General features: G+C 62.0%; 19 protein-coding genes and 1 pseudogene. 14 read left to right on the forward strand and 6 right to left on the reverse strand.

From position 1 onward, the window contains the following. Positions 1-12: 12 nt before the first annotated feature. From RE418_RS03515 to RE418_RS03525, 3 genes are read right to left on the reverse strand one after another with little or no spacing between them, the layout of a single operon-like run. Positions 13-1,197 (reverse strand): acetyl-CoA C-acetyltransferase, encoded by a 1,185-nt coding sequence (locus RE418_RS03515; protein ID WP_089181635.1) that lies wholly within the window; start codon positions 1,195-1,197, stop codon positions 13-15. Positions 1,198-1,211: 14 nt separating this feature from the next. Continuing rightward, entirely contained in the window at positions 1,212-1,865 is a 654-nt protein-coding gene (locus tag RE418_RS03520; protein WP_049204566.1) for a CoA transferase subunit B, read from the reverse strand. Positions 1,866-1,876: 11 nt separating this feature from the next. Further along, positions 1,877-2,575 carry a CoA transferase subunit A gene (locus tag RE418_RS03525; protein WP_004933280.1) on the reverse strand — a complete coding sequence of 233 codons (699 nt, stop codon included), beginning with the start codon at positions 2,573-2,575 and terminating at the stop codon, positions 1,877-1,879. Between the two features lie 168 nt (positions 2,576-2,743). Here RE418_RS03525 and RE418_RS03530 point away from each other — a divergent pair, with 168 nt between their 5' ends. Next, the gene (locus RE418_RS03530) at positions 2,744-3,661 is read left to right on the forward strand and encodes a LysR family transcriptional regulator (protein WP_089181634.1); all 918 of its coding nucleotides are present in this window, start codon (positions 2,744-2,746) and stop codon (positions 3,659-3,661) included. Here the strand turns inward: RE418_RS03530 and RE418_RS03535 are convergent. Beyond that, positions 3,651-3,728: pseudogene (locus RE418_RS03535) on the reverse strand (transcriptional regulator); the annotation flags it as partial. The gene RE418_RS03530 and the pseudogene RE418_RS03535 overlap by 11 nt on opposite strands. A gap of 101 nt (positions 3,729-3,829) precedes the next feature. Here RE418_RS03535 and RE418_RS03540 point away from each other — a divergent pair. Continuing rightward, a complete protein-coding gene (locus RE418_RS03540; protein WP_089181633.1) occupies positions 3,830-4,231 on the forward strand; it encodes a putative T6SS immunity periplasmic lipoprotein in 402 nt (133 codons plus the stop codon). Between the two features lie 15 nt (positions 4,232-4,246). Here RE418_RS03540 and RE418_RS03545 read toward each other — a convergent pair whose 3' ends face one another. Further along, positions 4,247-4,546, reverse strand: coding sequence for a hypothetical protein (locus RE418_RS03545; RefSeq protein ID WP_399675812.1), 300 nt, complete (start codon positions 4,544-4,546; stop codon positions 4,247-4,249). A gap of 236 nt (positions 4,547-4,782) precedes the next feature. Here RE418_RS03545 and RE418_RS03550 point away from each other — a divergent pair, with 236 nt between their 5' ends. The 9 genes from RE418_RS03550 (at position 4,783) to RE418_RS03590 (ending at position 14,513) form a co-directional block, all read left to right on the forward strand. Next, positions 4,783-6,153, forward strand: a complete 1,371-nt coding sequence (locus tag RE418_RS03550) for a glutamine synthetase family protein (protein ID WP_049207777.1) — start codon at positions 4,783-4,785, stop codon at positions 6,151-6,153. A gap of 32 nt (positions 6,154-6,185) precedes the next feature. Further along, positions 6,186-6,596 carry a GNAT family N-acetyltransferase gene (locus RE418_RS03555; protein ID WP_089181631.1) on the forward strand — a complete coding sequence of 137 codons (411 nt, stop codon included), beginning with the start codon at positions 6,186-6,188 and terminating at the stop codon, positions 6,594-6,596. A 13-nt stretch (positions 6,597-6,609) separates the two neighbouring features. Continuing rightward, the gene (locus RE418_RS03560) at positions 6,610-7,299 is read left to right on the forward strand and encodes a trehalose-6-phosphate synthase (protein ID WP_089181630.1); all 690 of its coding nucleotides are present in this window, start codon (positions 6,610-6,612) and stop codon (positions 7,297-7,299) included. Positions 7,300-7,783: 484 nt separating this feature from the next. Next, positions 7,784-9,505, forward strand: coding sequence for an ABC transporter permease subunit (locus tag RE418_RS03565; RefSeq protein WP_233494374.1), 1,722 nt, complete (start codon positions 7,784-7,786; stop codon positions 9,503-9,505). 15 nt (positions 9,506-9,520) lie between these two features. Beyond that, positions 9,521-10,312: an ABC transporter ATP-binding protein gene (locus RE418_RS03570; protein ID WP_043136251.1), complete on the forward strand. Its 792-nt coding sequence runs from the start codon at positions 9,521-9,523 to the stop codon at positions 10,310-10,312. Positions 10,313-10,344: 32 nt separating this feature from the next. Continuing rightward, positions 10,345-11,427 (forward strand): porin, encoded by a 1,083-nt coding sequence (locus tag RE418_RS03575; protein ID WP_089181629.1) that lies wholly within the window; start codon positions 10,345-10,347, stop codon positions 11,425-11,427. 585 nt (positions 11,428-12,012) lie between these two features. Continuing rightward, positions 12,013-12,792, forward strand: a complete 780-nt coding sequence (locus RE418_RS03580) for an ABC transporter ATP-binding protein (RefSeq protein WP_033641721.1) — start codon at positions 12,013-12,015, stop codon at positions 12,790-12,792. A gap of 116 nt (positions 12,793-12,908) precedes the next feature. Next, complete coding sequence (locus RE418_RS03585) at positions 12,909-13,601, forward strand: MgtC/SapB family protein (RefSeq protein WP_019453282.1); 693 nt, start codon at positions 12,909-12,911, stop codon at positions 13,599-13,601. A gap of 27 nt (positions 13,602-13,628) precedes the next feature. Continuing rightward, entirely contained in the window at positions 13,629-14,513 is an 885-nt protein-coding gene (locus tag RE418_RS03590) for a LysR family transcriptional regulator (protein WP_089181628.1), read from the forward strand. A 4-nt stretch (positions 14,514-14,517) separates the two neighbouring features. Here RE418_RS03590 and sfnG read toward each other — a convergent pair whose 3' ends face one another. Further along, positions 14,518-15,612 carry a dimethylsulfone monooxygenase SfnG gene (sfnG, locus tag RE418_RS03595; RefSeq protein WP_025305137.1) on the reverse strand — a complete coding sequence of 365 codons (1,095 nt, stop codon included), beginning with the start codon at positions 15,610-15,612 and terminating at the stop codon, positions 14,518-14,520. Positions 15,613-16,048: 436 nt separating this feature from the next. Between sfnG and RE418_RS03600 the strand changes: the two genes are divergently transcribed. From RE418_RS03600 to yjiA, 3 genes are all read left to right on the forward strand, one after another. Beyond that, positions 16,049-18,229 (forward strand): carbon starvation CstA family protein, encoded by a 2,181-nt coding sequence (locus RE418_RS03600; protein ID WP_033631682.1) that lies wholly within the window; start codon positions 16,049-16,051, stop codon positions 18,227-18,229. Between the two features lie 218 nt (positions 18,230-18,447). Then, positions 18,448-18,651, forward strand: a complete 204-nt coding sequence (locus RE418_RS03605) for a YbdD/YjiX family protein (protein WP_004953088.1) — start codon at positions 18,448-18,450, stop codon at positions 18,649-18,651. Between the two features lie 21 nt (positions 18,652-18,672). Further along, positions 18,673-19,650 carry a GTPase gene (gene yjiA / locus RE418_RS03610; protein ID WP_089181627.1) on the forward strand — a complete coding sequence of 326 codons (978 nt, stop codon included), beginning with the start codon at positions 18,673-18,675 and terminating at the stop codon, positions 19,648-19,650. Positions 19,651-19,709: the final 59 nt, after the last annotated feature.

Here is a 19,709-nt window from a genome sequence, read left to right on the forward strand (position 1 = left end):
CTCCTCGGTTGTTTACGGGCGCTCTACCGCCAGCGCCACCCCCTGCCCGCCGCCGATGCACAGCATCGCCAGCCCCTTGTTCACCTCGCGGCGCTGCATTTCGTACAGCAGCGACACCAAAATGCGGCAGCCGGAGGCGCCGATCGGATGCCCCAGCGCGATCGCTCCGCCGTTGACGTTGACCCGCTCCGCCTCCCAGCCCAGTTCTTTGCCCACCGCCAGCGCCTGCGCGGCGAAGGCTTCGTTAGCCTCGATCAGATCGACGTCCTCCAGCCGCCAGCCGGCTTTCTCCAGGCAGCGGCGCGCGGCCGGCGCCGGGCCGATGCCCATGATCGCCGGATCGACCCCCGACGAGGCGTAACCGGCGATGCGCGCCAGTACCGGCAAGCGCAGCGCGGCGGCTTTTTCCGCGCTCATCAGCAACACCACGGCGGCGCCGTCGTTGAGCGACGAGGCGTTGCCGGCGGTCACCGTGCCCTCTTTGCGAAACGCCGGGCGCAACCGCGCCAGCGCCTCCAGGCTGGTGTCGCGCGGCTGTTCGTCGCGCTCTACCCGCAGCGCCTCGCCCTTCGGCTGCGGCACCGTCACCGGCGTAATCTCCTGCGCAAAACGCCCGGCCTGCTGCGCCGCCTGCGCCTTCTGCTGCGAGCACAGCGCAAAGCTGTCCTGCTCGGCGCGGCTGATGGCGTATTTCTCCGCCAGGTTCTCGGCGGTGATGCCCATGTGGTAGTCGTTGAACGCGTCCCACAGGCCATCGTGGATCACGCTGTCCACCATCTGCGCGTGACCGAGGCGCAGGCCGGCGCGCGCACCGGCCATCAGGTAAGGCGACTGGCTCATGCTTTCCTGGCCGCCGGCGATCACCGCGTCGGCGTCACCGCTGCGGATCGCCTGCACCGCCAGATGTACCGCCTTCAAACCGGAGCCGCACACCTTGTTGATGGTCAGCGCCGGGGTCGTCACGGGCAGCCCGGCGTTCAGCGCGGTCTGACGCGCCGGATTCTGTCCGCAGCCGGCGGTCAGTACCTGGCCGAGGATCACTTCATCGATCTGCTGCGGCGGCACACCGCTTTGCGTCAGCAGCCCCTGCACCGCCGCCGTGCCCAGTTCCACCGCCGTCAGCGGCGCCAGCGCGCCGTGAAAACTGCCGACCGGCGTGCGCGTCGCCCCCACGATCACCACTTCACGTTGTTGCACATTCACCTCCCTTTTCAGAAACGCATTTCCGGCACTTGCTCTGGCACGATCAGCCGGCCGGCGGTTTTGGCGACAATCTCCGCCACGCTGACGCCGGGCGCGCGTTCGCGCAGCACGAAGGCGCCGTCTTCTATTTCCAGATAGGCCAGATCGGTCAATACTTTGCGGATGCAGTTGGCCCCGGTCAGCGGCAGCGTGCAGCGCGGCAGCAGCTTGGACTCGCCGCCCTTCGAGGCGTGGGTCATCACCACGATGATGTTCTCCGCCCCCGCCACCAGATCCATCGCGCCGCCCATGCCCTTGACCATCTTGCCGGGGATCATCCACGAGGCGATGTTGCCCTCGATGTCCACTTCAAACGCCCCCAGCACGGTCAGATCGACGTGGCCGCCGCGGATCATGGCGAACGACTGCGCCGAATCGAAGATCGACGCGCCGAGGCGCGCGGTGACCGTCTGCTTGCCGGCGTTGATCATGTCGGCGTCCAGCTGCTGCTCGGTCGGGAACTCGCCCATCCCCAGCAGGCCGTTTTCCGACTGCAGCATCACGTCCATGCCCGCCGGCACGTAGTTGGCCACCAGCGTCGGAATGCCGATGCCCAGGTTGACGTAGTAACCGTCCCTCAGCTCTTGCGCCACGCGCTGCGCCATTTGTTCACGGGTAAGCATGCGAATTCTCCTTATGCCCGCAGGGTGCGTTGTTCGATACGCTTCTCGAAGGTGCCCTGGATCAGCCGATCGACATAGATGCCTGGGGTGTGGATCGCCGCCGGATCCAGCTCGCCCGGCGCCACGATCTCTTCCACTTCCACCACCGTGATGCGCCCGGCGGTCGCCATCAGCGGATTGAAGTTCTGCGCGGTGTGGCGGTAGATGACGTTGCCGAAGTGATCGGCCTTCCAGCCTTTCACGATGGCGAAATCGCCGGTGATAGCGGTTTCCATGATGTAGGGGCGGCCGTTGAACTCGCGTACCTCTTTGCCTTCGGCGATCGGCGTGCCGTAACCGGTGGCGGTGAAGAACGCCGGGATACCGGCGCCGCCGGCGCGGATCTTCTCCGCCAGCGTGCCCTGCGGCGTGAGATCCACCTCCAGCTCGCCGCTGAGCGCCTGCTGCTCGAACAGCGCGTTTTCACCGACGTAAGATCCCACCACCTTGCGGATCTGATGGGTTTCCAGCAGCCGCCCGAGGCCGAACCCGTCGACGCCGCAGTTGTTGGAAACCACCGTCAACCCGCGCACGCCGCGCCGGCGGATCTCTTCGATCAGATTCTCCGGGATGCCGCACAGGCCAAAGCCGCCCGCCAGCACCGTCATGTTGTCCGTCAGGCCTGCCAGCGCTTCCTGGTAGCTGCCGACGCGTTTGTCGAGCCCTGCCATATCGTTGCCCCTGCATGTTGCGGCGCAGGGCGAAATGCCCTGCCTTGCGTGAGGGCATCTTCAGGTCACAAAAATGATTTGTTAATTTTGTTTTTATGCCGCATTCATTTAGAATTTTTATTAATCACTCGTTAACCGACAATTAACAAAGAGTTAACGCCAACCAAAATGAAAATGAGCATCAAACAGTTACGTGCGTTTTTAGCGGTAGCTCACACTCTGAATTTCGCCCAAGCCAGCGAGCGGCTGAATATTTCTCAGCCGGCGCTCAGCCTGGCGATCCGTGGGCTGGAAGACGCGCTGGGCGGGCAGCTGCTGCTGCGCACCACCCGCCGGGTGACGCTGACGCCGGAGGGAGAAACCTTCTTCCCGATGGCGCGCCAGCTGCTGGCGGATTGGGACAACGCGGAAGAGGCGATGCGTCAGCGCTTCACCCTGCAGATGGGCAAGGTGGCGATCGCCGCCATGCCGTCGTTCGCCGGCAACCCGCTGCCGCCGATCCTCAAGGCGTTTCGCGATCGCTATGCCGGCATCAACGTGGCGGTGCATGACGTCATCAACGAACAGGTGTTTGAAATGATCCGTGAAGGGCGGGTAGAGATGGGCATCGCCTTCGAACCGGAGCCGAGCGACACCCTGCACTTCACCCCGCTGTGCCGCGATCGCTTTCTGGCGGTGGTGCCGAAGGATTCGGCGCTGGCGCGCAAGGCGCAGGTCAGCTGGAAGGAGCTGCTGACGCTGGATTTCATCACCCTGCAGCGGCCATCGGCGGTGCGGCTGCTGCTGGAGCAGGAACTGGCCCGCAGCGGGCGAACGCTGGAGGTGGCGTTTGAAAGCCACCAGCTGGTGACGGTCGGGCGCATGGTGGCCAACGGCCTCGGTGCCAGCGCGGTGCCGGCGCTGTGCGAGAAACAGATGGATGAGCTGGGGGCGGTCTGCGTGCCTCTGATCGGCCCGATCATCGAACGGCGCGTGGGCCTGATCCGCCTGGCGCAGCACCAACTCTCTTCCGCCGCGCAGGCGCTGGCGACGGTGATCGAACGGGAAATGGCGGGGAGTGGCGGGCAGCCTGCGCTTAAACCGTAAACCCGACGTGCTTGCCGCCCGGCAGCTCAACGTCCAGGCGCAGCGTGCCGCCCATCGCTTCCACGTAGCCACCAACTACAGCGGCATTATTGGGCCAGACATCAAAAAACGTTATGAATGGGTATTGCGAGCTTTCCTGCACAATCCAAAGAACCGGAACACCTTGCTATGACAAGACCTTATCTCTCTTTACTGTGCGCACTGCTGCTGAACGGCTGCCAATCCACTCAGCCTTGGTACCATCCGTTAGACGTCTCGCTCAAAGACAACCAACCTTGCTTTGCCGTGCCTATCAACAGCGTTCGCAGCGGTGACAGCCTGCAAAACCGGGGGGTGATCGTCTCACGACAGGAACAACAGCAATGGCATATCGTCTGGGCCTCACCAGAAGTCACTCCGTTGCCCGACCTGAAACCAGGGCAATGCGTCACCTATCCGCAGGTAAACTGGGCTGCGGGAGAATACTCGGTCTTGCTCGGCGTCTCGATGAATAACGACACGGAAAGGCGTAAATACATGAAAGAATTCAACTTAATAATTAATCCCAAGGGAGAAATACAGCTACAGTAAGTAGACTGGGATTATTTATTCCCCCGCCACCGCCTGCATCGCCGCCTTCTGCGTGGCGCGCTGATATAAGCACAGCTCCCTGCCCGGCTGGTTTTTCATAAACGGCTGCGGGTAGCGCCCACCGATAAACAGCGCCGAATAGCCGACGTCATCACCGTAGTGAATAATCTCCCCTTCCACCCTGGCGTTTTTTAGCCCGCTGGCTTTCAGGCAGGCGGCGCGCATCGCCCGTTCGCTCTCGGCCCACGCCTGTGGGGAAGACGCGGTGGCGTGGAACGCGGCCAGCGCGGCGATAAGCAGCCCTATTCTCTTCATCGTTATCTCTCCTTCTACGCCCCGTCTCGCCAGTATAGACCGTGCCGGCGCAGCCAACCCGCCGCGCTCTTTACGGCATTTTTATTCCGCGCCCCGTTAACGTTACGGCGTTTTTACAGACAGTTTTTGCCGCCGCAGATACCCTTTTCACATCGCCGCTATGGCCTCAAAAGAGAGTTGTCTCATGCGTTTATCCCTGCCTCTGGCCGTGACCGGTCTTCGTTCTGGAGCGCGCCATGCATGCTAATATCATCGGCTTCAATCCTCTGCTGGCGGAGCTGCCCGCATCGCCGACGCGCACCTTCCGCAAAGAGCTGGAACACTACCTGCAGCGCTATCCGGATACCGAACAGCTGGATATTTATCTGCACGATCTGAACGGCCAGCTGCGCGGCAAGCGCCTGCCGATCGCCGAAGCCTTTGGCCTGGAAAAAGGCTGCTACTTCCCGCTGTCGATCTACGCCCTGGATCTGCACGGCCGGGTGATTGAAGAAAGCGGGCTGGGGCAACGGGCGGGCGAGCCGGATCGGCTGTGCCTGCCGGTGCCCGGCACGCTGCGCCCCTGCGCGCGCGATCCCGAACGCCACGCCCAGCTGCTGCTGACGATGCAAAACGCCGACGGCGACGCCTGCGAGCTGGAGCCGCGCGTGGTGCTGCAACGGGTGCTGAAGCGCCTGCACGAGCGCAACTGCTTCCCGGTGGTGGCGGCCGAACTGGAGTTCTACCTGCAGGATCCGCAGCACCCCGCCGAGGCGGAAGCCTGCCCGACGCAGAGCTTCGCGGTGGATGCGCCCGAGCGCCACCATGCGCTGCTGAGCGACATCGAACGGCACGCGCGGCTGCAAAGCCTGCCGCTGACCGGCGTGGTGGCCGAAGCCGCTTCCGGCCAATACGAGTTGAATCTGCATCACAGCCGGCGCGTGCTGGAAGCCTGCGACCAGATCATGGCGCTGAAACGCCTGACGCGGCAGATTGCCGAGCAGCATCACCAGCACGCCTGCTTTATGGCCAAGCCCTGCGCCCACGCCGCCGGCAGCGGGCTACATTTCCATATCAGCTTGCAGGACGAGCACGGCGAGAACCTGCTGACCGGCGCGCCGGGCGAACTGAGCGATAACATGCAGCAGGCGATGGCGGGCATGCTGGCGCTGATGCCGGCATCGATGGCGATCCTGGCGCCCAACATCAACGCGTTTCGCCGCTTCCGCCCCGGCATGCACGTGCCGCTGCGCGCCTCCTGGGGCCACAACAACCGCACGGTGGCGCTGCGCCTGCCCTGCGCCGACAGCGCCAACCAGCGTATCGAATACCGCCTGGCCGGCGCCGACGCCAACCCTTATCTGGCGCTGGCGGTGATGCTCGGCGGCCTGTTGCACGGGCTGGAACACCCGTTGCCGCTGCCGCCCGCCGCCAACGGCTGCGAGAGCGATAACGCCGCGCCCTTGCCGCTCGGCCAACAGGAGGCGCTGGCGCTGTTCCGCCACAGCGATCCGCTGCGTGAGCTGCTCGGCCCGGCGTTCTGCACCCTGTGGCACACCTGCAAAAGCGCCGAACTGCGCCGCTTCGAGGAACAGGTCACCGCCGCCGAACTCGGCTGGATGCTGTAACCGACCTCCGATTCGTTAACCTAAGGATAATCATGAACATGCAACCGCAACGGGCGTCCATGCAGCCGCTGCTCTGCTGGCGCAAAGGCGTTTTTCATATCAGCACCGATCGGCAGTTGTTGGATATCGACGCGATCCAGCGTTTCCTCAGCCTGCAGGATCGGGCGGCGGCGGAGCGCCTGGTACACCACGGCCTGTGCTTCGGGCTGTACCGCAAGCGCCACCTGCTCGGTTTCGCCCGCATGGTGACCGACTACGCCACCTTCGCCTCGGTGAGCGAACTGTTCGTCAGCGCCGAGTACCGCGGCGTCGGGCTGGGAAGCTGGCTGACGCGCTGCTGCCTTGCGCACCCGGCTTTGCGCGGCCTGCGCGTCACGCTGCCCGCTCTGCAAGCGCCCTGGCGCGCCGATGGTTCGGCGCACGCCCTGCGTGCCCTTCACTGATAAGGAGACCCTCATGTCTCGTTTGGTGCTGATTTCCAACAAGCAGTGCGACGGCAAGGATCTGGCCTGCGCCGGCCAGACGCTGGCGGCCGACGCCGAACCGGGGCTGTGGCTCGGCTGGAACGGCGACGTGCAGAATTTCGCGCAGCGCCCGATCAGTTGCCGCCAACGTGCCGGTTATGATCAGGTGACCTTCCCGTTGTCGATCGAAGAGTTCCGCCGCCACTATCAGGGCTACTACCACGACGGCCTGTGGCCGGTGTTCCACAACCAGCCGGAGAAAGCGCACTTCACGCCGGAAAACTACCGCGCCTACCGGCAGCTGAATCGCCGTTTCGCCGATATCGCCTGCGAACACCTGTGCCCGGGCGACATCGTCTGCATCGACGATTACCAACTGCTGCCCTGCGCCCAGGCGCTGAAGGAACAAGGGCTGCTGAACGACTGCGCGTTCTTCTTCCACCTGCCGTTTCCGTCGGCGGCGCTGCTGCGGCGCATCCCGGAACATCGCCAGTTGATCGCGTCGCTGCTGTTCTACGATTTGATCGGTTTTACCACCACCGACGATCGCAACGCCTTTCTCAGCTGTCTGGCGGGCGAATTCCCGCTGGAGATGCTGCCCGACGATCAGATCCAGGCCAACGGGCATCTGTTCGCCACCGGCATTTTCCCCGCCGGCATCAACGGCAGGCAGGTTTATTAATTTACGGCGGTGCGCCCCCTTCGGGCGCGCCGTTTTATTTCGCCGTGATTTATTTTCACCGTATTTACCGCCATCAAAATAGGTTATTTTATTTTCTGAATATAGCGATTAAAAAATGAATATTCATCCTGTTACATATCAACCGTAAAAACCCTACGCCGCCAATTGCTTTTTATTAGCAAAACACATTACCCTCTCCGGGCCATATTTAAACCGAGGAGGGCCCTATGGGCGATGAAAGTTTTAGTTTTATGCTAATGCTATTGGGCACCTTTCAGTAATGCCATCCACGTTGCATTCTGAAAGATACGGAATGCGGCAACCGCTCCCCTTCTGACGGCCTTTCCCGCTCTGCCTGCCCGCCCATCGCCCCGCTGCGAAAACAACGTCTGTCTCAACCGCTACAGCGGTATTTATCTGGTGTCGCCGGGTCTATTACCCGAGCGGCGACGGATTTCTTATGGGAAAAATAAGGTATTGCGTTATGCAAAATAACCGGGGTACATCTATTTTCAGAAAGTCTTATTTAAATGACTTTATCGTTATCGCCATCGGCGTTTTCTTCATTGCCTTTTTTATTCGCGCGTGGGGCGACATGCACGGCGACTTTAATGAAAAAAACGTCTCTGCCATTAGTCTCGATGCCTGGAACCTGCTTTATTATTCGCTCAGAACCAGCATGCGTTTTCTCCTCGGCATGGCCTGGTCGCTGCTGTTTTCTGTGGTATTCGCCGTGCTGGCCGCGCGCTATGCGCCGCTGCGCCGGGTGATCTTGCCCTTCGTCAACTTTATGGAGTCGGTGCCGCTGGTGGGGTTCCTGACCTTCACGACCGTGTACTTTCTCAACCTCTACCCGCACAGCGTGATGGGGCTGGAGTGCACCGCCATCTTCGCGGTGTTTACCGGCCAGGCCTGGAACATGATGCTGACGCTGTATCAGACGCTGCGCATCGTGCCCAAGGAGCTGGATGAAGCCGCCCGCAGCTTCAATTACAACCCGTGGCAACGCTTCTGGCGGCTGGAATTCATCTATTCGGTGCCGGGCCTGCTGTGGAACGCCATGGTGTCGCAATCCGCCGCCTGGTTCGCCCTGGTGGCCTCCGAAGCCATTCCGGTCGGCGATCGCTCGGTCGAACTGCCCGGCGTCGGTTCCTATATCGCCGAAGCGCTGGCGCAGCAGAACGTGCCGGCGATCCTGTATGCGATCGTCGCGCTGGCCGCCAACATCGTGCTGCTCGATCAGCTGGTTTTCCGCCCGCTGGTGCGTTACACCGCCCGCTTCAAATACGAAGACGTCACCGCCAATCGCCCGCTCGGCAATCCGTGGTTTTACAACAGCCTGGCCTTCTCGCACGTCGGCGCGGCGCTCGGCCGCACGCTGCGCGCGCTGGCTGACCTGTGGCTGTTCAAGCTGCCGCGGCTGTGGTACGCCCTCGGCCTGCACCGCCTGTTTCGCCTCGCCGCCAAAGGCAATTGGCTGTGGCGCAGCCTGTGGTATCTCGGCGTGGTGCTGGCCTGCGTCTGGTTCGGTTACCGGCTGTGGGAATACTTCCCCAAACAGTACTTCGCCATGCTGCCGGAATGGATGCTGCTTACCACCGCGCGCGTGGCTGCGGCCATGCTACTTAGCGTGGCGATCTTCACGCCGCTGGGGGTGTGGATCGGCATGAATCCACGGCTGGTGAAGATCTTCCAGCCGATCATCCAGATCCTGGCGGCCATTCCGCCCAACATTTTCTACCCGCTGATCGCCGCCTTTATCGCCATTTATCATCAGGATCTCGGCTGGTGGGCCATCCCGATGATCATGCTGGGCACCCAGTGGTACGTGTTGTTCAACGTGATCGCCGGCGTTTCCGCCATTCCGACGCAGATCACCGAGGTCAGCGAAACCTTCGGGCTGCGCCGTTTCCGCTGGTGGCGCTACTACATGCTGCCGGCAATTTTCCCCTACATCGTGACCGGCATCATCTCCGCCGCCGGCGGCGCCTGGAACAGCGCCATCGCCGCCGAAGTGATCCAGTGGGGCAGCACCACCCTCAGCGCCACCGGGCTGGGTGCGTTCATTTCCGTCGTCACCGACGCCGGTAAGAACCCGGAGTCTGCGCTGGGCTGCGCCGCCATGTGTGCGCTGGTGGCGCTGTGCATCATCTTCGTCTGGCAACCGCTGTATCGCATCGCGGAAACCAAATTCAAATATGACTGATCAAGGGGGAACAACATGCTGACTCAAGAGGTAATTATCAGCGCCCGCCGGCTGAACAAGACGTTTATCGGCGAAAACAAGCGCCCCACCCCCGTGCTGCGCGACGTGTCGCTGACCGTGCACGCCGGCGAGTTCGTCACCATTCTGGGGCAATCCGGTTCGGGTAAGTCCACGCTGCTGCGCATGCTGGCCGGGCTGATCCCGCCGGACAGCGGCACGCTCACCCTGGCGGGCAAACCGATCAATGGCCCGAGCGCGAACGCCGGCATGGTGTTTCAGTCCTACGCGCTCTATCCCTGGCTAACGGTGTACGACAACATCGCCTTCGGGCTGCTGGCGCAACGGCTGCCGCCGCAGACGATCGCCGAGCGGCTGGGGGCGCTGCTGCGCCTGGTGGGGCTGAGCGGCTATGAGCACGCCTGGCCGCGCGAGCTCTCGGGCGGCATGCGCCAGCGCGTGGGCTTCGCCCGGGCGTTGGCGGTAGAGCCCGATGTCTTGCTGCTGGACGAGCCCTTCTCCGCCCTCGATATCTTTACCGCGCAAAAACTACGCAGCGATCTGCTGGCGCTGTGGGGAGACAACCGGCTGCGCACGCGCGCCATGGTGATGGTGACCCACGACGTCGAAGAGGCGGTGCTGATGTCCGATCGGGTGCTGATCCTGGACGCGACCAGCAAACGGATCGATGACGAATTCAGCGTCAATATCCCGCGTGCGGCGCGCAACCGGGAAAGCCTGCGGCACCTCACCGATCGGATCCGCAGCTGCCTATACAAAAAAATCGCGCAAGCGCAATCGGCCGGTTAACGGCCCTGTTTTCATCCACTTGGGGAACTGAAATGAACCATAAAAGCGTGCTGATGACGCTGATCATCCTGCTGCCGGCCGCCGCCGCCGGCGCGGAAATCATCAATAAAGACGGCAATAAACTGGATCTGTACGGCCAGCTGAACGGCGTGCATTACTTCAGCAGCGACGCCGACAATAACGGCGACCGCTCCTATACCCGCTTCGGTTTCAAAGGCGAGACGCAGATCGCCGACGGGCTGACAGGGTATGGCCAATGGGAATATCAGGCGGGGCTCGATCAGCCGGAAAGCGCCGGGCCGGGCAATAGCTATACCCGGCTGGGCTTCGCCGGGCTGACGTTCGGCCACTGGGGCAGCCTGGACTACGGCCGCAACTACGGCCTGCTGTATGACGTGGCCGGCTGGACGGACGTGCTGCCTGAATTCGGCAACGACAGCTACGAAGCGGCCGACAACTTTATGACCGGCCGCGCCAACGGCCTGCTAACCTACCACAACCGCAGCCTGGGCGGCCTGGTCGACGGCCTGGATCTCGGCCTGCAATATCAGGGGAAGAATCGGGGGGACGACGCTCAAAGGGCGAAGGATATCCAGACGCAAAACGGCGATGGCTACGCCTTTTCCGCCACCTACGACACCGGCGTGGGGCTCAACGTTGGCGGCGCCTACGCCAACTCTGCGCGCACGCTGGCGCAACAGCGCTTCGGCCTGGCTGACGGCGATCGCGCCCGGGCCTGGACCCTGGGGCTGAAATACGACCAGGACAACCTCTACCTGGCGGCCAGCTACGCGCGCACCGAGAACATGACCTACGTCAACGGCGATCGCTACGCCGGCTTCGCCCCCCGCGCGGACGCCGTCGAGGCGGTCGCGCAGTATCACTTCGATTCCGGCGTCACGCCCTCGGTAGCCTACCTGCAAACGCGCGGCCGTAACCTGCCCGGCATCGGCGACGCCGATCTGGTCAAATACCTGGATCTGGCGCTGAACTACAGCTTCAACGCCAATATGTCGACCTACGTGGAGTACAAGCTCAACCTGCTGCAACGGCAGAACGCCGTCGGCGCCGGCGCCGACGACATTGTCGAAACCGGCATCATGTATCAGTTCTGACCCGATACCGGCCGCAGCGCGCGCTGCGGCCGGTTCATTATTTGTCTTGCGCCCGCCCTGTTATTCTCTCGTTTAATTCAGGTTTATATTTCCATAAAATAACGCCTATATTCATTCTCATGATTTTCGTTGACGCCCCGTTTAATAAATAAAGAAAAACTTTCCCGCATTCATATTAAATTACATTTTGCCGCGATAATTCCGCCTAACCACATTGAATCACAGGCAATATCACGCGTATTATGGCCACACGAAAAATAACGGGGAAATGATATGGACGGCGACAGTTGGTTGTTTATTTTATTGTTGGAATCGCTGAGGTCACAGGAGCAATAGTCATCCCATTGCATCCTGAAAGTGTCAGGATATGCGTCAGTTACCACATCCCTTCGCTTTACCCCTTCAGCACATGGCCTCCGCGTACGCCGCTCCGGCGCGCCTGACAGGCTAATCCTTCCAGCATACGCTTATTAACAGTCCGATAACGCTCAGGATTATTTGCGCTCGCATTTATTTTACCCCTGCGCGGCGATAACTATCGGTCATTTTTCCATGCTCATATTTTTAATTGAGTGGAGAAACATCATGATGGTAAAAAAAACCACGTTGCTGACGGTTAATAACGTCAGCAAAAGCGTTCAGCCTACCGGTAAAGAAAAACGCCTGGTGCTGAATGAAATCAACCTGCGCCTCTACGATAACGAGGTCGTCAGCATTTTGGGGCAGTCCGGCTCGGGCAAATCCACCCTGCTGCGCATACTTTCCGGCCTGATCGCGCCGGATCTGGGCACCGTGATGCTGGGGGATAAAAAAGTCTCGGGGCCGAATCCGCAGATCAACATGGTGTTCCAGACCTTCGCCATTTTCCCGTGGCTGAACGTCTATCAAAATATCGCCTTCGGGCTGCAGGCGCAGGATCTGCCGCCGCAGGTGGTCGAAACCCAGACGCTGAAAATGCTCGATCTGGTCGGTCTCGCGCCCTACCGCGACGCCTACCCGCGCGAGCTTTCCGGCGGCATGCGCCAACGGGTCGGCTTTGCGCGCGCGCTGGCGGTAGAACCGATGCTGCTGTTGCTGGACGAGCCCTTTTCCGCGCTGGACGTCTATACCGGCGAACACCTGCGCAGCGATCTGCTGCGCATCTGGAGCACGCGCCAGATCAAAACCCGCTCCATCGTGCTGGTGACCCACAGCGTAGAGGAAGCGGTGATGATGTCTGATCGCATCCTCCTGCTGGGCGCCGGCACCCTCGACGGCTGCTATCACATCGCGCAGCGCCGCGAGACGCGCACCCGCGAGGGGATGCAGCCGCTGACGGACAAAATCAGCGAGACGCTCAGCCGGCAGATCGCCGCCGCGCACTGAGCGCCGCCCTGGCCTGGCCTGGCGGGACGAGTCCCGCCAACTTAACTACCTGTTTATCAAGAGTTACCCCGCCACGGGTGGCTCATGATAAGCGGATAATACATCGAGTTATTATCATGCATTTCATTCATACACTGCTGACGCTGCTGACCGCGTCCGTCCTGGGCGCCGCCATCGGCTACGAAAGACAATTCCGCCAGCGCACCGCCGGGCTGCGCACCAATACGCTGGTGGCCACCAGCGCGGCGATCTTCGTCCACCTGGCCATGACCATCGACGGCAGCGGCGGCGCGGTGCGGGTCATCTCCTACGTGGTCTCCGGCGTCGGCTTTCTCGGCGCCGGGGCCATCATGAAAGAAGGGATGAACATCCGCGGCCTGAACACCGCCGCCACGCTCTGGGGCTCCGCGGCGGTCGGCGCCTGCGCCGGCTGCGGCCTGTACGGCGATGCGCTAGCCGCCACGCTGTTCGTGCTCGCCGCCAACACCCTGCTGCGCCCGCTGGTCAATATGGTCAACAAACAGCCCTTCAATGACGTTAACGGCGAATCCACCTACCAGATTTGCGTCATTGCCTTCGAGCATGAACAGCGTGAAGCGCTGGCCAAATTCAAACAGGTGCTGCAAGGAGAAAACTGCTTTATCTCGCATCTGGATATCGAACCCTTTGGCGACGACGACGTGGAGATCACCGCCACGCTGATGCCGGCCTCCGTCACCACGCCGGTGCTCGACCAGACCATCAATAAACTGCTGAACGACAGCATGATGAAACAGGCCTATTACAGCCGCATCGCCGGCTCCGGCTAATGCCGTTCACTTCCAGGGAGATCCACCATGAAAACCATGCCAAAACTGGCTCATCTGACGATGTTCAAAGACATCGTTCACTGCGGAAGTTTGCACGATGCCGCGAAAAAACTGGCCGTCTCGCAACCGACGCTAAGCCGGGTGCTCAAAGAGCTGGAAATGTCCATCGGCGCGCGGCTGCTGGAGCGCAGCAACCGCGGCGTGCGCCTGACGGCGCTCGGTGAGCTGTTTTACCGGCGGATAGACGCCGCCACCAATCAGTTGCTCAGCGCGTTTGACGAGCTGCGCGGCATGAGCGCCGGCGGCGAGAAGCGCCTGCGGGTGGGGATGAGCGTCGATCCGCTGCTGTGCTACCTGCCCCAGGTGCTCGAAGGCTTCAACCGCCGCTACCCGCATACCCGGGTGACGGTGGTGGAAGACGGCCCGGAAGGCCTGCTCGCCCGGCTGAGAAACTGCGAGCTGGATTTGGCGGTCAGCAGCCTGAACGGCGCGGCGGGCGGCGCCGATCTGGCCATGCAGGCGCTGAAGAGCGAGCGCTTCTCGCTCTATCAAGGGGGCGACCTGACCGCCGCCGGGCAGCCGCCGGCCGAAGCCAAATGGGTGGTGCCGCGCTCCTGCTCGGTGGGGCACGCCGCCATCCGCGAGATCGCCGAGCGTTACACGCCGCATGGCCAGATCGTCGAGACCGACTCCTTTCTGGCGACCTGGTGCCTGGTCAGGCAGCAGGGCTATATCGCGCTGCTGAGCGATCGGGTGGTCGCGCACTACGCCCCGCAGCTGCACCTGCAGAAAATCCCGACGCACGAGATCGACATCAGCGCGCGCTTTTACGTCTTTACCCGCCATGAGCCGGCCACGCCGCCGCTCAGCGCCGCCTTTATCCACCTGCTGCAAACCCTGCAAACGGGTTGAACGCTCAGGCCGCTGCCCGCTGGCGCTCCAGTTCGCGCACCAGCGGGATCACTTCGCGACCGAAGTACTCCACCTCTTCCTGGAAGTGCAGAAACGCCAGCAACAGCAGATCCACCCCGGCGTCTTTCAACGCGATGATGCGCTCGGCGATCTGCTGCGGCGTGCCGATCAGGTTGGTTTTAAACCCGTCGTTATACTGCACCAAATCTTCGAAGGTGGATTTGGCCCAGTTGCCCTCGCCCTCGGGCGAGGCCGCCCCGGCGTTTTTCACCTCGTGCCCGAAGCCCTGCACCGCCTCCGGGTTGGCGTGATCGATGATCTCCTGCAGCACCGCCTGCGCCGCCTGTTCGCTCTCGCGGGCGATGACGAAACCGTTAACCCCCACCTTCACCCGATGGTGATTGGCCTGCGCCTTGCTCTGGATGTCCTCCACCTGCCGGCGAATGCCCTCCACGCTGTTGCCATTGGTGAAATACCAGTCCGAGACCCGCGCCGCCATGTCGCGCGCCGCGCGTGAGCTGCCGCCCTGGAAAATTTCCGGCAACGGCGCCAGCGGCTTCGGCTTCAGCGAGTAGTCGCGGAAACGGTAGAAATCGCCGGCGAAGGTGAAGCTGGGCTCAGTCCAGATGCCGCGCAGGCAGCGGATAAACTCTTCCGAACGCAGGTAGCGCTCCTCATGATCCAGCCACGGCTCGCCGATGGCCTTGAACTCGCCGCGGAACCAGCCGCTGACAATGTTCACCGCAATGCGCGCGTTGGAAAGATGGCTGATGGTGGCGATCTGTTTGGCCGCCAGCGTGGGGTTCCACGGCCCCGGCAGCAGCGCGGCGATCACTTTCAGTTTCTCGGTGGCGTCCAACAGGGCCTGTGAGAACGACACCGATTCGTGCTGGTTTTCCGCGCCGTAACCGGCGGTGAAGCGGATCTGGGTAAGCGCGTAGTCGAAACCGGCGCGCTCGGCGATCTGCGCCAGCTTGCGGTTATAACCGATGTCCCAACCGGTGCGCTGCGGGATATTGCTGATCACCAGGCCGCCGGAAACGTTCGGCACCCAGTAGGCGAACTGAATCGGCTGCTGCGAGTGGTTTGCTGCTGACATGCTTCTCTCCCTCTGACCGTCGGCGCCGTTATGCGGCGCGCATATAACCATTATTGACTTACAAATATTGAAAATATTGTTTTGGTTATAAAACCGATAGCAGGATGTGTGCCAACCGCCGCATTAAGGCATCTGGCTGAAAAACCGGGCGTTTAAAGCCAGCGAGTTCGGGCGGGTGCTGCATTGGCAACAGCGGCTGACGGGCGGCTGTTGGTTATGCAACAAACCGCTCACCCCGCCAATCCAACCGTTCACCCGGCGGATCTGACCGCTGACCGAAATACGCCTGTCTTCCCCCCTTACCCCCGGCGATGATGAGCTGTTCCTAAACCCGCCTTACCTCGGGAAAGACGCTACGGCTCACCGCGCCACTCTGACATCTCTTACAAGCGGATGAGTTCATTCATATTTTGCAGACTGGAATTAAGGATACCTCATGAAACGAGAGGGGATTTTAAAGCACATTCCGTGGATGCTGCTGGGGATACTCGGCGCAGCCTGCCTCGGCGTGGTGGCGCTGCGCCGCGGCGAACACATCAGCGCGCTGTGGATCGTCGTCGCTTCGGTGGCGGTGTATCTGGTGGCCTACCGCTACTACAGCCTGTACATCGCCACCAGGGTGATGAAGCTGGACGCCGGCCGCGCCACCCCGGCGGTGGTCAACAACGACGGCCTGAACTACGTGCCGACCAACAAGAACGTGCTGTTCGGCCACCACTTCGCCGCCATCGCCGGCGCCGGGCCGCTGGTGGGGCCGGTGCTGGCCGCGCAGGTCGGCTACCTGCCCGGCACGCTGTGGCTGCTGGGCGGCGTGGTGCTGGCGGGGGCGGTGCAGGACTTTATGGTGCTGTTCATCTCCTCGCGCCGCAACGGCGCCTCGCTCGGTGAGATCATTAAAAAAGAGATGGGGCCGATACCGGGCACCATCGCGCTGTTCGGCTGCTTCCTGATCATGATCATCATCCTGGCGGTGCTGGCGCTGATCGTGGTGAAAGCGCTGGCGGAAAGCCCGTGGGGCGTGTTCACCGTCTGCTCCACCGTGCCGATCGCGCTGTTTATGGGCATCTACATGCGCTACTTGCGCCCCGGCCGCGTGGGTGAAGTGTCAATCATCGGCATCGTGCTGCTGGTGGCCGCCATCTGGTTCGGCGGCGTAGTGGCGCACGACCCGTACTGGGGCCCGGCGCTGACCTTTAAAGACACCACCATCACCTTCACGCTGATCGGCTACGCGTTCGTCTCCGCCCTGCTGCCGGTGTGGCTGATCCTGGCGCCGCGCGACTACCTGGCCACCTTCCTGAAAATCGGCGTGATCGTCGGGCTGGCGATCGGCATCGTGATCCTCAACCCTGAGCTGAAAATGCCGGCGGTCACCCAGTTCGTCGACGGCACCGGCCCGGTATGGAAAGGCACCCTGTTCCCGTTCCTGTTCATCACCATCGCCTGCGGCGCGGTCTCCGGCTTCCATGCGCTGATCGCCTCCGGCACCACGCCGAAGCTGCTGGCCAATGAGACCGACGCACGCTTTATCGGCTACGGCGCGATGCTGATGGAGTCCTTCGTCGCCATCATGGCGCTGGTGGCGGCGTCCATCATCGAACCGGGCCTGTACTTCGCCATGAACACCCCGCCGGCGGCGCTGGGCATCACCATGCCGGATCTGCACCGCCTGGGCACCGAAGATGCGCCGATGATCATGGCCTCGCTGAAGGACGTCACCGTGCACGCGGCGGCGGCGGTCAGCTCCTGGGGCTTCGTCATCAGCCCGGAACAGATCCTGCAGACCGCCACCGACATCGGCGAACCTTCGGTGCTGAACCGCGCCGGCGGCGCGCCAACGCTGGCGGTGGGCATCGCCCACGTGTTCCACCAGATCATTCCGGGCGCCAACATGGGCTTCTGGTATCACTTCGGCATTCTGTTCGAGGCGCTGTTCATCCTGACCGCGCTGGACGCCGGCACCCGCTCCGGCCGCTTTATGCTGCAGGATCTGCTCGGCAACTTCGTGCCGTTCCTGAAGAAAACCGACTCGCTGGTGGCCGGCATCATCGGCACCGCCGGCTGCGTCGGGCTGTGGGGCTACCTGCTGTATCAGGGCGTGGTCGATCCGCTCGGCGGCGTGAAGAGCCTGTGGCCGCTGTTCGGCATCTCCAACCAGATGCTGGCCGCCGTGGCGCTGGTGCTGGGCACCGTGGTGCTGATTAAGATGAAGCGCACCCAATACATCTGGGTGACCGTGCTGCCGGCGGTGTGGCTGCTGATCTGCACCACCTACGCGCTGGGCCTGAAGCTGTTCAGCGACAACCCGCAGCTGGAAGGCTTCTTCTTCCTGGCCGGCGAGTACAAGCGCAAGATCGCCGAAGGCGGCGCCGAGCTGAGCGCCCAGCAGATCGCCAACATGAACCACATCGTGGTGAACAACTACACTAACGCCGGGCTGAGCATTCTGTTCCTGCTGGTGGTGTACAGCATCATCTTCTACGGGGTGAAAACCGCGATGGCGGCGCACAAGAACCCGAAACGCACCGACCAGGAAACGCCTTACGTGCCGGTGCCGCAGGCCGCGCCCGCCGACGGCGTAACTGAGGGGGAAGTCAAAGTTTCGACCCAGCATTGATGTGATTTAACGGATACCCTGCATAATAAACGTTAAGTAGTACCCAAAGCCGCACGGCCTACGTATCGCAAGATGCCAGGCGTGCGGCGCGATGCAATCGAGATACCCGGGGTGACCCGGAGGTGGGGCATCCCTGCGGGAACCCCATCCCCCGGCTTCCCCTAATATCAGGCTTAAGCAAGCGCTGTAGTGATGCAGGGTAAAGTTGGAGAAGGCTTATGTTCGGAAATCTCGGCCAGGCGGGGAAGTATCTCGGGCAGGCGGCGCGCATGTTGGTGGGCGTGCCTGACTACGATACCTACGTCCAGCACATGAAAGACAACCACCCGGACAAGCCGGTGATGACCTATAAAGAATTTTTCCGCGAGCGCCAGCAAGCGCGCTACGGCGGCGACGGTAAAGGCGGCATGCGCTGCTGTTAACCCGCAGTCACAAGGATCCGTATGAAACCCATTGCAGTCACCATCCTGACCGGCTTTTTGGGCGCCGGCAAAACCACCCTGCTGCGCCACATCCTGAACGCCGAACACGGCTATAAAATCGCGGTCATCGAGAACGAGTTCGGCGAAGTGCCGATCGACGACGCGCTGATCGGCGATCGCGCCAGCCGCATCACCACGTTGAGTAACGGCTGCATCTGCTGCAGCAAGTCCAACGAACTGGCGGACGCACTGCTGGATCTGCTGGACGGCGTCGACAGCGGCCAGCTGGCGTTCGACCGGCTGATCATCGAATGCACCGGCATGGCCGATCCCGGCCCGATTACCCAGACCTTTTTCTCGCACGAGATCCTGTGCGAGCGCTTCCTGCTGGACGGCATCATCACCCTGGTGGACGCGGCGCACGCCGAGCAGCAGCTGAGCCAGTTCAGCATCGCCCAGGCGCAGGTGGGCTACGCCGACCGCCTCCTGCTGACCAAAACCGACGTGGCGCCGGACTGCGAGGCTCTGATCCAGCGGCTGCAGCGGATGAACGCCCGCGCGCCGGTGTATAAGGTGACTCACGGCGATATCGATCTGAGCGTGCTGTTCGACATCGAAGGCTTTACGCTGAACGACAAACTGAACCTGACGCCGCCGGCCCCGCTGTTCCGCCGCATCCCGCAGCCGCAGAGCGACATCCGCTCGATCGTGGTAACGTTGGAACGGCCGCTGCCGCTGATGCAAATCTCCGACGTGATGGAAGGCCTGCTGCTGGAATACGCCGACAACCTGCTGCGCTACAAAGGCATTCTGTCCATCGAAGACGAACCGCGCCGCCTGCTGTTCCAGGGCGTACAGCGGCTGTATAACGCCGACTGGGATCGGGAATGGCTGCCGGAGGAAGAGCGCAAGAGTACGCTGGTGTTTATCGGCGTGGACCTGCCGGAGGAGGAGATTCGGGGAAGGATTGGGGGGTTGGGAGCGCAAAGATCCCAATGAAATAAAAAGGGCAGAACATCTTTCATTCTAACTAAGCATCGAAGACGTCCTCAGCTACC

It is taken from the genome of Serratia sp. szju (assembly GCF_044594185.1).
GTDB lineage: Bacteria > Pseudomonadota > Gammaproteobacteria > Enterobacterales > Enterobacteriaceae > Serratia > Serratia bockelmannii.